Source organism: Bosea beijingensis (assembly GCF_030758975.1).
Taxonomy (GTDB): Bacteria; Pseudomonadota; Alphaproteobacteria; order Rhizobiales; family Beijerinckiaceae; genus Allobosea; species Allobosea beijingensis.
On sequence record NZ_CP132359.1, the window covers coordinates 3,865,348 to 3,878,719 of the forward strand.

11 protein-coding genes are annotated in these 13,372 nt (G+C 66.3%); 10 read left to right on the plus strand and 1 reads right to left on the minus strand.

The window, feature by feature from the left end:
- Nucleotides 1-2 precede the first annotated feature (2 nt).
- From Q9235_RS18460 to Q9235_RS18500, 9 genes are read left to right on the plus strand one after another with little or no spacing between them, the layout of a single operon-like run.
- Nucleotides 3-419 carry a hypothetical protein gene (locus Q9235_RS18460; protein ID WP_306223253.1) on the plus strand — a complete coding sequence of 139 codons (417 nt, stop codon included), beginning with the start codon at nt 3-5 and terminating at the stop codon, nt 417-419.
- Nucleotides 416-1,273, plus strand: a complete 858-nt coding sequence (locus Q9235_RS18465) for a formyl transferase (protein ID WP_306223254.1) — start codon at nt 416-418, stop codon at nt 1,271-1,273. The genes Q9235_RS18460 and Q9235_RS18465 overlap by 4 nt, the downstream gene beginning before the upstream one ends.
- Nucleotides 1,270-4,284: a PEP-utilizing enzyme gene (locus tag Q9235_RS18470; protein ID WP_306223255.1), complete on the plus strand. Its 3,015-nt coding sequence runs from the start codon at nt 1,270-1,272 to the stop codon at nt 4,282-4,284. Before Q9235_RS18465 ends, Q9235_RS18470 begins: the two co-directional genes overlap by 4 nt.
- 3 nt (nt 4,285-4,287) lie before the next feature.
- Complete coding sequence (locus tag Q9235_RS18475) at nt 4,288-4,917, plus strand: gamma-glutamyl-gamma-aminobutyrate hydrolase family protein (protein WP_306223256.1); 630 nt, start codon at nt 4,288-4,290, stop codon at nt 4,915-4,917.
- On the plus strand, nt 4,914-6,332 hold the full coding sequence (locus tag Q9235_RS18480) for an ABC transporter ATP-binding protein (protein WP_306223257.1): 1,419 nt from the start codon (nt 4,914-4,916) through the stop codon (nt 6,330-6,332). The genes Q9235_RS18475 and Q9235_RS18480 overlap by 4 nt, the downstream gene beginning before the upstream one ends.
- Nucleotides 6,333-6,348: 16 nt before the next feature.
- Nucleotides 6,349-7,245: a class I SAM-dependent methyltransferase gene (locus tag Q9235_RS18485; RefSeq protein ID WP_306223258.1), complete on the plus strand. Its 897-nt coding sequence runs from the start codon at nt 6,349-6,351 to the stop codon at nt 7,243-7,245.
- Between the two features lie 7 nt (nt 7,246-7,252).
- Nucleotides 7,253-9,211 carry an asparagine synthase (glutamine-hydrolyzing) gene (gene asnB, locus Q9235_RS18490; RefSeq protein WP_306223259.1) on the plus strand — a complete coding sequence of 653 codons (1,959 nt, stop codon included), beginning with the start codon at nt 7,253-7,255 and terminating at the stop codon, nt 9,209-9,211.
- Nucleotides 9,208-9,837, plus strand: a complete 630-nt coding sequence (gene hisH, locus Q9235_RS18495; protein ID WP_306223260.1) for an imidazole glycerol phosphate synthase subunit HisH — start codon at nt 9,208-9,210, stop codon at nt 9,835-9,837. The genes asnB and hisH overlap by 4 nt, the downstream gene beginning before the upstream one ends.
- Nucleotides 9,837-10,640 carry an AglZ/HisF2 family acetamidino modification protein gene (locus Q9235_RS18500; protein WP_306223261.1) on the plus strand — a complete coding sequence of 268 codons (804 nt, stop codon included), beginning with the start codon at nt 9,837-9,839 and terminating at the stop codon, nt 10,638-10,640. The genes hisH and Q9235_RS18500 overlap by 1 nt, the downstream gene beginning before the upstream one ends.
- Here the strand turns inward: Q9235_RS18500 and Q9235_RS18505 are convergent.
- Nucleotides 10,627-11,859, minus strand: coding sequence for a glycosyltransferase (locus Q9235_RS18505; RefSeq protein ID WP_306223262.1), 1,233 nt, complete (start codon nt 11,857-11,859; stop codon nt 10,627-10,629). The two genes, Q9235_RS18500 and Q9235_RS18505, sit on opposite strands and share 14 nt — an antisense overlap.
- A gap of 314 nt (nt 11,860-12,173) precedes the next feature.
- On the opposite strand from Q9235_RS18505, the gene Q9235_RS18510 reads away from it, so the two are divergent.
- Nucleotides 12,174-13,346 carry an N-acetyl sugar amidotransferase gene (locus tag Q9235_RS18510; RefSeq protein ID WP_422678212.1) on the plus strand — a complete coding sequence of 391 codons (1,173 nt, stop codon included), beginning with the start codon at nt 12,174-12,176 and terminating at the stop codon, nt 13,344-13,346.
- Nucleotides 13,347-13,372 lie beyond the last annotated feature (26 nt).

Consider the following 13,372-nt stretch of genomic DNA (forward strand, 5'->3'; position numbering starts at 1 on the left):
CCGTGGTCGCAGCCGGCACCCCGGAGGCGCTGCGGGAGATGCTCGCGGCGGCGCTTAAGTCGCTCGCATCGCCCGAACAGCCCGCGACCGAGCGGATCGTCCTCGATCCCGCCCTGCTGGCGGCCGACGATGCGGCCGCCGCCGTGCTGGAACGATTGTCGCGGAAGGTCGAGGTTGGCCGCAGGCTTTTGGCTGCCTATATCGACGGCTTCGGCAAGCCCGTGGATGACAGGCCGGTGCGGGCGGAGGTGTCGACCTATCTCGCCTGCCTGTTCGTGTTCGCCGGCCTCGCACGCGGCGACTGGAAGTTTCTGAACACCGCCATGAAAATGCAGGACGGTATTCTCATCGACAGGCCCATCACCCTTCCCGCCGCCTTCGAGAGCGCCCTGCGCATCTCCCTCGGCGAAGCCCCGTGATGCAGACCGTCGATCTCGGAATCGTCGCGGACCGCTTCTGTTCGACGTCGCGCACCTACCTGACCTATCTCAGGGCCGCGGGCTATCGGGTCCGGCTCGTGCTGCTGACCGATTTCACCGGCCCTGTCCGGCACAGGCAAGGCCTGCGCGGGCAGTTCGACCGGCTCGTCGCGCCACTCGTGAAACAGCGCCGCAGGCTGCCCGACCGGCATTTCGACGACGGTTTCCGGGCGCTCTGCGAGGCCATGCAGGCCGTGGTTCCGCACCCGGTCGACTATTTCGGCGCCTTCGACTGGTCAGAATATGCCGAACAGGTCCTGCCCTTCGTCGCCGAGGATTATGACGACAAGGACCTGCACGAGCGGCTGACGAAGGCCGGCATGCCCGTCTGGCTCTACACCAATGGCGGACGGGTTCCGCCCGCGCTGCTCGACCGGCCGGACTTCAGGATGATCCATATCCACCCCGGCGTGGTCCCGCATGTGCGGGGGTCGGACGGGCTGTTCTGGTCGCTCTTGACGCGCGGCCGGCCGGGCATGAGCTGCTTCTACATGAACCCCGGCATCGATACCGGCTCGATCATCCGCACACGGGAGTTCGAACGGCCGGTCATGCCGTTCCTGAAGGAGGCGATCGAGCAGCGTCCGGATGTCGTCTATTCGGCACTGCTCTACGCCTATGACCCGCATCTGCGCGCCCAGCTTCTCGCCGATGTCGTCGCTGCCTGCGGTGGCCGGGACCTCGCCTCGCTGCCGAACACGCCGCAGGATCCCGAGAGCGGACGGAATTTCTACTGGATGCATGCCCGCCTGCAGCGCAAGGCGATGCGCCTTCTCAGCGATGGGACACTATGAAGCCGCGCGTCATCATTCTCGGCGCCGGCCGGCCCTTTCACGGCGAGAGCCACAGCTCGCTGAGGGCGGTGAGCCGGCGCGGCAACGTGCTCGACTGGCTGCTCTCGACCCTGGCGCCGCTCGGCGACGACGTCCATTTCGTCGGCGGATACGCCGTTACAGACATCATGGAGCGGTTCCCGCAACTGCACTATGCCATCAATCCGGACTGGGAACGTTCGGGCAGCATCCGCTCGCTCGCTGAAGCCGGGCTGGGCGCGGGCCAGGATGTCTATATCAGCTATGCCGACATCCTGTTCCGGCCGGATCTTGTCGAAGCGCTGAGCAGCACCGCTTCGCCGGAGCGGGTCGGGCTCGCCGTGGATTCGTCGCGCCGGACGGCGCGCCGCACCAGCCGCGAGGTCGTCCTGTTCGGCCCGGACGGCCAGCCATCCGCCTTCGGGCGGGCCGCCGAGATCGACAGGGCGGAGCATGACGTGGTCGGCTTCGTCAGGATACCAGCGTCGCGCGTCGAGGCCGCCGCCGATGCGCTCGCAAGCACGCTGGCGAAAGACCCGAGGGCGCATCTCGCCGCCTGGCTGGAGACGCTGCGCGAACGCGGCGAGGCTTTCAGCTTCCACGACGCGTCGGGCCATTGGACCGATCTGGACAGCGAGGCCGTGCTCGCGCGCTTCATCTTCGGCACCAAGGCCGAAACGCTGTCACGGCTCGCGAAGGTCATCACCAAAGCCCGGATCGCGCCGCAGGCGACCTTCTCCGTCGCGGACTGGCGCCGAGACCAAGCCGCGATCGCGGCACGCGTCCTGGCGGAGCTGCCCTCCGGCAGCCTCGCCGTCCGCTCCAGCGCCCGCAACGAGGACGGCTTCAACGAAAGCAATGCGGGCAAGTTCCAGTCGGAGCTGAATGTCGGCTTCGATGAAGCCAGCCTCGCCGCGGCTGTCGCGCGCGTGATCGGCTCCTATGACGGTGGCGACGAGCATCAGGTCCTCGTCCAGCCGATGATCCGCGGCGTCGCGCGCAGCGGCGTGGCCTTCACCCGGACGCTCGGCGTCGGCGCGCCCTACCGCGTCATCAACGCCTCCGAAGGCAGCCGCACCGATATCGTGACCAGCGGCATGCGCGGGGAAAGCAGGGTCATCTACCTCCACCGGGGCTCGACCGAGCTGCCGCCCGATGCCCACCCGTCCCTCGCCAGCCTGGTCGACGCGCTCGATGAGATCGAGCGCCTGACCGAACTGGACACGCTCGATGTCGAGTTCGCCATCGATGGCGACGACGTCTGCCATATCCTCCAGGTGCGCCCGCTCGTCATGGAGCAGGAGCGGACCGGCGACACGGACGCGCTCATCGCCCGCGAGATCGCCTATGCGCAACAGGCCTTCGGCGAGGGCCAGGCGCCGATGCCCGGCATCGTCGGCGATGCCACGGTCTTCGGGATCATGCCGGACTGGAACCCGGCCGAGCTGATCGGAATCACGCCGGCGCCGCTGGCCGAGAGCCTGTACCGTCATCTCATCACCGACGAGACCTGGGCGGTCCAGCGAGCCGAGTTCGGCTATCGCGACCTCAGGCACCAGCCGCTCATCCGGCTTTTCGCGGGACATCCTTATGTCGATGTCCGCGCGAGCCTGAACAGCTTCATCCCCGCCGCCCTTCCCGAGACCGTCGCCCGCCGGATCGTCGAGGCGGGCATCGCCCGGCTGCGCCGGGAACCGCATCTGCACGACAAGCTGGAATTCGGCATCACCCTGACCTGCTTCGACTTCGCGTTCGAGTCCTGGCGGGAGCGTTTGAATGAGGCAGGGCTCAGCCGCGCGGAGACCGACGACTACCGGGCGGCGCTGATCGCGATCACGCACCATGCCTTCGCACGCTGCGAAAGCTCCTGGGCCCGCCTCGACAGCTATGCCGCGATGCAGGAGCGGCTCCTGGCGGCGGACGGCGCCCTGTTCAGCCGGCTCCGCGCCAGCCTATATGTCTGCCGCCGGACGGGAACGCTGCTCTTCGCGCATCTCGCGCGTTGCGGCTTCGTCGCGATGTCGCTCCTCAAGACGGCAGTCGAGACGGGCCTGATCTCGGCGACCCGCATGAGCGAGTTCCTCGGCTCCATCAGGACGGTCGGCCACCGCCTGCCGGAAGATGCCTGGCAGGTCCGCAAGGGCGCACTCGCCTGGGATGCGTTCGTCGCCCGTTACGGGCATCTCCGCCCGGGCACCTACGACATCGGCGCTCCATCCTATGGCGAGACGCCGGAGGAATATCTGCGCCCGCTCGTCGACAACGCGCAGGAGCCCTCGCATTCGTCCTTCGCCTGGTCGGCGGACGAAGCCCGCAACTGGCAGAAGGCCATGCAGGCGGCCTCGCTCCCGGAGGAGATCGACGAGATCGACCGCTTTCTGCGCCGTTCCATCGAAGGGCGGGAGGAAGCCAAATTCATCTTCTCCCGCAGCGTCTGCGCCGCCTTGAACGATATCGCCGCCTGGGCGGAGGCTGCCGGCATCGCGCGCTCCGATGCCGCTTACCTCACCATCGGCGACATCCTCGATATCGGCTCCGGCTCGATCGGGCCGGATATCGAGCGTCTCCGGCGGCGGATCGCCACCGCCAGGGACAGGGTGCGGCTGGTGCAATCGATGCGGCTGCCGCCGCTATTGACGCAGGCACGCGACTTCCAGTCCTTCGTCATGCCCGAGGTCGAGCCGAATTTCGTCACGATGGGCAAGGTGACGGCGCGCGTGGTGCCCGTCGCCAGCCTGGTGAAGGACGATGCGCTCAATGGCGCCATCGCCCTTATCGAGAACGCCGATCCCGGCTATGACTGGCTGTTCGGGCGCAAGCTCGCGGGCTTCGTCACGACCTATGGCGGCGCGAATTCGCATATGGCCATCCGCGCGGCCGAATTCGGGCTCCCGGCCGCGATCGGCGTCGGCGAGGTCAAGATGGACGCGCTGGCGAAGGCCGAAATCGTCGAGCTCGACTGTGCGGCGCGGCGCATCATGGTTCTGAGGTAATCGATGCTGGTCGCGCTCAGTCAACGGACCTGCGAGGAGCAGCGCTACAAGGAGCGCCGGGACTGCCTCGACCAGGAATGGGCGCGGCTGCTCGGCCGCCTCGGCTGCCAGATGGTCGCCTTGCCCAATGCGGCGACGGAGCCCCTTGCCTTGCTCGAACGGCTTCAGCCCGATGCGCTGATCCTGACCGGCGGCAGCGACCCGCTGCCGGAAAGCGCGCCGGATGCGGAGCGCAACAGGCTGGAAGAAGCCGCGCTGGACTGGGCGGAGCGGCACGGGTGTGCCGTCGTCGGCATCTGCAGGGGCATGCAGGCGATCAACCAGCGCCTCGGCGGGCAGGTTCGGCCAGTGGAAGGACATGTCGCCGCAAGCCACAAGGTCTCGACCGCCGGTGGCGGCTCCTTCCTGGTCAACAGCTTCCACGATTTCGGCATCGGCCGCGCGGATCTTGCGGCAGAGCTCGAGCCGATCCTGTGGGGGAGCGACGATACGGTCGAGGCCGCCTCCCACCGTGCCCGTCCGCTCACCTGCCTGATGTGGCATCCCGAAAGGACGATCGCCGAGCCGGAGCGTCAGCAGCGGCTGCTCAAGGCGATCCTGTCCGGACAGCCCTTGAAGGTCGCGCTCGGATGACACTCCCCTCTCCGCTCCCCGAGCAGCCGGCCCTGTCGTTCTCGGGCGTCGCCAAGCTCTACAAGATGTATGCCTCGCCGCTGCAGGTCGCGGTCGACCAGCTCGGCCTGCGTCGCCTGCCCTTTCGCAAGCGCCCGGAGATTCCGGTCTTCTCCGCGCTCAGGGGCCTGAACCTGTCGATCCGCCGCGGCGAGCGGGTCGGCATCGTCGGGCGCAACGGCTCCGGCAAGACGACGATGCTCAAGCTGGCGACGGGTGCCGTCGCGCCGAGCGAAGGCGCGGTCGAGAGGAACGGGACCGTCCAGGCTCTGATGAGCGTGGCGGGCGGGTTCCATCCCGACCTGACCGGCTTCCAGAACATCGAAGCCGCCTTGTCCCAGAGCGGGCTGACCGGCCGGCGCCTGAAGGACGCCATCGCGGACGTGGTCGCCTTCACGGAGCTGGGCCTGCATATCAACCAGCCCTTCGGCGTCTACTCGCTGGGCATGCAGGCACGGACCCAGTTCGCGGTGGCGACGGCCATACAGCCCGACATTCTCGTGATCGACGAGGTGCTGGGCGCGGGAGACGGCTATTTCGCGGTCAAGTCGGCGAACCGGATGCGAGGGCTGGTCGATAGCGGCTGCACGATCCTGCTCGTGTCCCACGACGCCACGCAGATCCTGCAATATTGCGAGCGCGTCATCTGGCTGCGCGAGGGACGGGTCCATCAGGATGGCCCGGCCGAGGCTGTGCTTGCGGCCTACCAGGCCGAGATGGAGGACATCGCCGCGGCCCATGGCGGCGCAACCGCCCGGATCGAGGAAGCGACCGATCCTTTCAGCCTCCCGGCCAGCCTCGACACCGAATTCGTGGCCGAGGCCATCCGCGTGGCGGAACGGGTGGAGGGCGAGCCGGTCCCCATCACACGGGCCAACGGGCAAGCGGTCATGTCCTATCCAGGCAAGCCGGGGCTGCGCATAGCCGGGATCGAGATGCGCGCGTCCCCGGCACGAATGACCGGCCTCGTCGTCGGCGACGAGCTGGAACTGACGGTGCGGCTTTCCAGCACTACCGGCGGCAGCTTCGCGATCACGCCGCAATTGCGGATATACTCGCTCTCCGGCGAGCGCTTTGCCTCTGCCGCAGGAGAGCTCATCGAGCTGGGCGATCTTCCGGCCGGCTCGGAGGCAACCTTCCGCATGGTGCTCGGCCCGCTTCTTCTCGGCGCGCAGCATTATCTGCTTTCGCTGGCGATCGAGGATGCATCCCCCCCACTCGGCGCTGCCGCCGAGCGCTACGATCTCTGGTCGCGCTTCGGCTGCCTGAACTACGCACCGAGCAATGATTCCGATCCGCCTCTCGTGCATATGAACGGAATATGGCATTACCCGGATCGGCCGCCCGAAGACGCCCGCCTCGCGGCGCGCCAGTGAACGATAGGATCCCCCCGTGATCTGCCTTTCCTGCCAATCGGACGATCTGCTTGCGCTGAACACCTACAAACGGAACTGGTTCCTGTGCCACGCCTGCGGCGACGCCTTTCCGCAGCAGAAGGACCGGTACTCGCTGACATTTCTGCCCGACCCCCATCTGAAGAAGATGAAGGAGGACGAGGCGTCGATGTATGATTACTTCATCCACCAAGACCATATCGACTACTCGATCGGCACGGCCGGCGACTTCCTGCGCCAGCATGCCGAACCGAACCGCATCGCCTTCTACGGCAAGCGCGTGCTCGACATCAGCGGCGGCAACGGACATTTCCTGATGGAGATCGCCAAGCTCGGCGCCGAGGTGACCCTGACGGAAATCAATCAGCCGACCATCGACTATGCGAAGGCCACGCATGGCATCGATGTCCGCCTCTTCAATTTCAACAGCCACAGCATCCAGGCCGAGGTTCCCAAGACGTTCGATATCGTGATGGCGCGCGCCGCGATCATGTTCTGCCAGGACCTGGGGAAATTCGCGCAGGATACCCGCGAGATCCTCGCCGATGACGGATTGCTGATCGTCAACCACAGCGTCATCCCGACGCTCGGCGTGATGCTGCGGGTCCAGCTCGACGAGTTCAGCTATTTCCGCCTGCGTCAGCCGGAAAGCGTGATCCGCACCTTCGAGAAGGCCGGCTACGTCCTGCAGAGCCGTGCCGACGAGACCGATCCGAGCCTGTATGTCTATGACCACGATCTGAATCGCTACTGGACCCTGGCACGTTATCGGCACGAGCAGCCGGCGATGCGGCGCTTGGTGTCGGCAGAGCGTAGCGGCAAAGCGTGCTATGCTTTCCGTGCCCGAGACAGACGGAGATCGACGATGATCTTCCGGAAACTTCCTAACGCGTGAGAAGAGAATGTGCGGCTTGGTCGCGGTCCTGACCCCGGGACCGCTGGATACATCCATCCTCGTCCGGATGCGTGACCGCCTCGTCCATCGCGGCCCCGACGGCGCCGGGCATTGGATGGAGCGCGTCGGCGACGGCACCGTCGGGATGGGCCATCGCCGGCTGTCGATCATCGACCTGTCAAATGCCGCGACGCAGCCCATGCTCGCCGCGGACGGCCGGATCGCGATCGTCTTCAACGGCGAGATCTTCAACTACATCGAGCTGCGCGAGGAACTGCGGGCGGCCGGAGCGACATTCCGGACCGCGTCCGACACCGAAGTGCTGGTCCAGGCCTATCTGGTCTGGGGCGAGGATTGCCTGCGGCGCCTCAACGGCCAGTTCGCCTTCGTGATCTGGGACGGAAGGCGCAACGAGGCCTTCGTCGCGCGTGACCGCTACGGCGAGAAGCCGCTCTACTATGCCGCGATCGCCGGCGGCGGGCTCGCGCTCGGCTCGGAGATGAAGGCGCTGTTCGCGCATCCGGGCGTGGCGGTCGAGCTCGACCAGGATCGCCTCAACATCTTCACCGGCGGGCGGGCGGATTATGCCAGCGCCGAGACGCTGTTTCGCGGCGTCAGCCAGCTCGAGGCGGCGCATGCGATGGTCGTCTCCGCGGATGGCCGGATTCGCCGCTCCTGGCGCTATTGGCTGCCTGATTTCGGCGATGTCCGCCCGATCCGCCCGGCTGACGCCGCCGCGGAATTCCGCGAGCGTCTGACGTACGGGGTCCGGCTTCGCCTGCGCTCCGATGTCCAGGTCGGCGCCTGCCTGTCGGGTGGCCTGGATTCATCCTCGCTCGTCGGTCTCATGGCCGGACAGAACGTCGCGCGGGAAGGCCAGCTCCTCCATACGATCTCGGCCCGGTTCAGCGACGATCCGACGCTGAGCGAGGGAGCCCATATCGACAGTGTGCTGCGCTATTGCGGCGCCGCCGGCCTCGGGATCGAGCCGGATCCGCTGCGGCTGATGGAGGAATCCCGCGCGCTGCACTGGCACCAGGAGATGCCGTTCCTGTCGGCCTCCGCCTATCTCGAATGGTGCGTGCATCGGGCCGCGCGCGAAAGCGGCCTGACGGTCATGATCGACGGCCAGGGCGCGGACGAGCTGCTCGGCGGCTATCAGTTCTATTTCGGCGTCAAGCAGATCGACTGGCTGAACACCGGCCGCTGGTTCGAGCTGACGAAGCAGACATATCTGCATCGCCAGCATCTGGTTCGCGAGGCGCGGAAGTACACCGATGCCGGCCGCCGGTTCAACGCCGATGCGGCCGGGTCAATCCTCGACATGCTCAAGCGCGGCATTGCAGACAAGTTTCGCATGGCTCGCGGAGAGCCGTCTCGGCTGGAGCCGCAGCTCGCACGCCGCGTCGGAACCCCCGATCCCGCTAACGGCCGCTTCTTCCGGGCCTATCTCGCCGACGGCATGCTCCACGACATGCTGCCGAACCAGCTCGTCATGTCGGACCGCAACGCCATGGCGTTCGGCATCGAGGCCCGCTTCCCGTTCCTCGACCACGAGCTCGTCGACTGGTGCAGCCATCTTCCGGACGAGGTCCTCATCCGGAACGGCTGGCAGAAATGGCCGCTGCGCCAGGCGATGGACGGCGTCATCCCCCGGGACGTGCAGTGGCGCGGCGACAAGGTCGGCTTTGCCGCGCCCCAGGACAGATGGCTGCGCGGCCCGCTGAAGGACTGGGCCCATGAGCTGCTGTTCGCCGGCCCCATCGTGGACCAGGCGACCTATGATCGCGGCGCGATCGAGGCCGCATGGCAGCGGCATCAGGCCGGCGCCGACGTTTCATGGGATCTGTGGCGCTGGATCAGCGCGAGCGAGTGGCTGAGGCTCGGCCGCGACGGCGCCTGGCGCGACGGCCTCGACAACGACAATGCGCCGGCCGGCGCTTCCTTGCAGGCTGCCTGCGCATGATCACGATCATCGACTACAAGATGGGCAATCTCGGCTCGATCCTGAACATGTTCAGGCGCCTGGGCATCGAGGCCAGCCTGACCGACAGGCACGAGGATATCGCGAAGGCCGACAAGCTGCTGCTGCCGGGCGTCGGCAACTTCTCCCGCTGCGCCGGCAATGTCGCCCAGATGGAGTTGCGTTCCCTGATCCGCGACAAGATCCTGAAGGATGCAACGCCGCTTCTGGGCATCTGCATGGGCATGCAACTGCTTGCCGATGACAGCGAAGAAGGCCCCGGCGAAGGCCTCGGGCTGATCAAGGGCGGCAGCGTCAAGTTCCGCTTCGAGCCCGGCGAAGCCGGGCAGAAGCCGCCGACCGTCCCTCATATGGGATGGAACCATGTCGCGACGGCCAAGGAGCACCCGGTTCTGGCGGGGCTCGAGATGCCCCGCTTCTATTTCGTGCATTCCTACTGGGTCGATTGCGCCTCGCGCCAGGATGTCCTGCTGGAATCCTCCTATGGCGGCTGCCGCTTCAATGCCGGCATCGCCAAGGACACGGTCGTCGGCGTTCAGTTCCACCCCGAGAAGAGCCATCGGTACGGCATGCAGCTCCTGTCCAATTTTGCAGCATGGCGGCCCTGATGTCCGATCCGACCGGGCTGCCGCCCCTTCAGCTCCCACCGATGCGGCCGCGCGTCATCCCGGTCCTGCTGATCAAGGACGGGCTTCTGTACAAGCCCCAGGGCTTCCGCGCGCCGCGCTATGTCGGCGATCCGCGCGTGGCGGTGAAGATCTTCAACGACAAGGGCGCCGATGAGCTCGTCCTGCTCGACATGAGCGCGACGCCCCAGCGCCGCGAACCGGATTACGCGCTGATCGAGGAGATCGTCAGCGAGAGCTTCATGCCGATCGGCTATGGCGGCGGCATCCGCTCGGTCGAGCACGCCGCGCGGCTTGCCTCGCTCGGCGTCGAGAAGGCGATCGTCAATACGGCGGCGGTCGAGAATCCCGCCCTGATCGAGGAAATCTCCGCCCTCCTCGGCGCCTCCAGCACCGTGGTCTGCATCGACGCCAAGCGCAATCTGCTGGGGAGCTACAAGGCCTTTACGCAGAACGGCACGCGCGCGACCGGCCAGGACCCGCTGGCGATCGCCCGGGAATGCGTGCGCCGCGGCGCCGGCGAGATCATCATCCAGGACATGAAGCGCGAGGGCTCGCTCGCGGGCTACAATCTCCCGCTGATCAAGGCGCTCGCCGATGCGGTCGACGTGCCGGTAGTCGCGCTCGGCGGTGCGGGCAAGCCGGACGATTTCAGGGCAGCGGTCGAGGCGGGCGCCGCCGCGGCCGCAGCCGGCAGCATGTTCGTCTTCCAGGGAACGCATCGGGCGGTGCTGATCACCTACCCAACGCAAAACGTGCTGGACGAGGTGTTCAGGCTCGGCTGATCGCGGTCTCGTAGAGGCCGACCAGCCGGGAGCGCTCGACATCCCAGTTGAGCTCCCCCGCCGCGGCCAAGCTGCGCTGCTTCAGCCTATCGATTCCGGCAGCGTCGAGACCGTTCACGGCAGCCGCGATCGCCTCCGGCGTCAGGCTTTCGGTCAGGACCCCGAAGCCGTGACGGTCGACGAGGGCTCTCATGTCCGGCAGGTCCGACACGATCAGCGCCAATCCCGCCTGCACGTACTCGAAGAACTTGTTCGGCAGCGCATAGAGATTGTGCTTCGAGCTGGGCGGCAGCGTGACGATCCCGATATCGGCCTCCGTCGCCCGTGCGACGAGCTCGACCATGGGCACCGGCGGATCGAGCCGCACCCGGTCGCGGATCTTCAGCCGGTCGATCGTCTGCTCTATCATGTCGAGGTAGCTTCGCTCCCCGGGGCCGCGCAGCACGAATTCGAATTCAGGCCGCCAGAGCGGGACGCTCTCCAGGCATTCCTCGATGCCGCGATTCGGCGCCAGGATACCGTGGAACAGGACGGAGCAGCGACTGCCGACCGCCCGAAACGGCACGTCGTGCCGATCGGGCACGTTCCTGATCTCCTGCAGGGGCTCAGGCAGCCCGTAGATGCGTGCGATATCCGTGCCGATACCGGCCGAAACCGCCGTCCTAACCTTGGCGCGGGCCAGCCCCGCACCCTCGACCGCGCGAACCAAGGGCACCCGGGTCAGCTTCCAGGCCAATCTATGGCCATATTCTTCGAGTGCATATTCGTGGGTGTCGTATCCGACGATGCCGCCATGCCGCTCCGCCAGCGCCATCGCGACCGGCAACATGTGCCAATCGTTGGCCAGATAGACCGCCGCCTTCACGTCGAGAGCCGCGGCATAGAGTGGAGCGATATGCGGACGCCGCAGGTAGTAGTCGACGGCCTGGCCCGGGGCCAGCCGGAACGAGGCCAGCCTAGCGTATTCCGGCAGCTTCAACACGCGCAAAGCCAGGCGCCAGCAGGGCTGGGCGATCCGGCGCAGTGCGCCCGGCAGGCGCGCCGCCAGCGCCCGGGCCCCGGCCGGCCCCGCAGAAGCAGCACCCTGCGGCCCGCGGCCGGGGGAAGCGGAGCCGGGCGTCAGGATGGTCCAGGACGGCGCCGGCGAGGCCCCACCATCCAGCCCCACGGCCGTCACCAGCCAGCCTGCATCCGCAAAGGCATCGCCCTGGCGCCTCACGCGCGGATCGTCCGCGATAGCGGACAGCGACAGAATGCAGATGGAACGCTCGGCCATAATCGGAAGGAAGCTGGGAGACCCGGAACTTTGACATGGCCGATTTTCTCCGCCATGTCACGCGCACAGCGCGCTCAGATGTATGGACAATACCCGTGACGAAAACGTCGACTTATGTTCGCGAAACGGCGATCAACGCTCTCGACAGGTTTTTCGCGTCTCATGTGAACCGTTCAATCGGCGAGAATTATAAGCCCCCGCGCCAGCGGCCGGGCGAACAATCTTCGACGCGCTATCAGATCTGCTCCCGATGCATCATGGATACGTCGGATCCCGAGATTTCGTTTGACGAAAACGGTATCTGCAACCACTGCCTCTCCTACGACGCCACGATCGAGCAATACGTCAAGCGCGGACCGGAGGGCTGGGCCGAGCTGGAAGCGATCGCGCAGCGCATCCGCGAGGAGGGCCGCGGCAAGAAATACGATTGCATCATCGGTCTCAGCGGCGGCGTCGATTCGACCTACGTCGCCTATGTCGTGGTGAAGAAGCTCGGGCTTCGTCCGCTCGCCATCCATCTCGACAATGGCTGGAATACCGAGATCGCGGTCAGCAACATCGAGAACGTCGTCACGAAGCTCGGCATCGACCTCTATACCGAGGTGCTGAACTGGGAGGAATTCCGCGGCCTGCAGGCCGCCTTCGTCCGCTCGGGCGTTCCCGACTGCGAGATTCCGACCGACCACGCGATCACCGCCGTGCTCTATCGCGTGGCCATGGAGCAGGGTGTCCGCTTCATCATGGGCGGCTCCAACTATGCGACGGAGCAGATGGTTCCGCGCACATGGTCGGACGGGCATTCGGACTGGCGCTATATCCGCACCATCGGGGAAAAGTTCGGAGCCGGCCCGCTTCGCACCTATCCGCACTACACGTTCTTCGACTACGCCGTGCTCTGGCCAGCGATCAAGCACATGGAAATGGTCTATGTGCTCAACTACTTCGAATACAACAAGTTCGAGGCTCTCGACCTGATGAAGTCGGAGCTCGGCTGGGTCTCGTATGGCGACAAGCACCACGAGTCGATCTACACGCGCTTCTACCAGACGCAGTATCTCTTCACGAAGTTCGGCGCCGACAAGCGCCGGCCGCATCTGTCCTGCCTGATCAACGACCATCGCATGACGCGCGACGAGGCGCTTGCCGCGATTCAGAAGCCGCCCATCGCCGAGGAACAGGCCAAGATCGACCGGCAATTCGTGCTGAAGAAGCTCGGCATCTCGGACGCGGAATACGAAGATCTCCTGAAGAAGCCCCCCATCTCGCTGTGGGATTTCGACACCGACACGAAGTATCGGCCGCGCTACTACTATCCGGCTCTCCGGCTGGCGAAGGTCGCGCAAAACCCCGTCGTGAGCTTCAAGGGATGGTTCGTCCCGCGCGCACGCGGCGTTGCACGGCGGATCCGACGCAAACTCGGTGGGGCATGACGCAGCAACCGCCTTCCGAGCGTTCC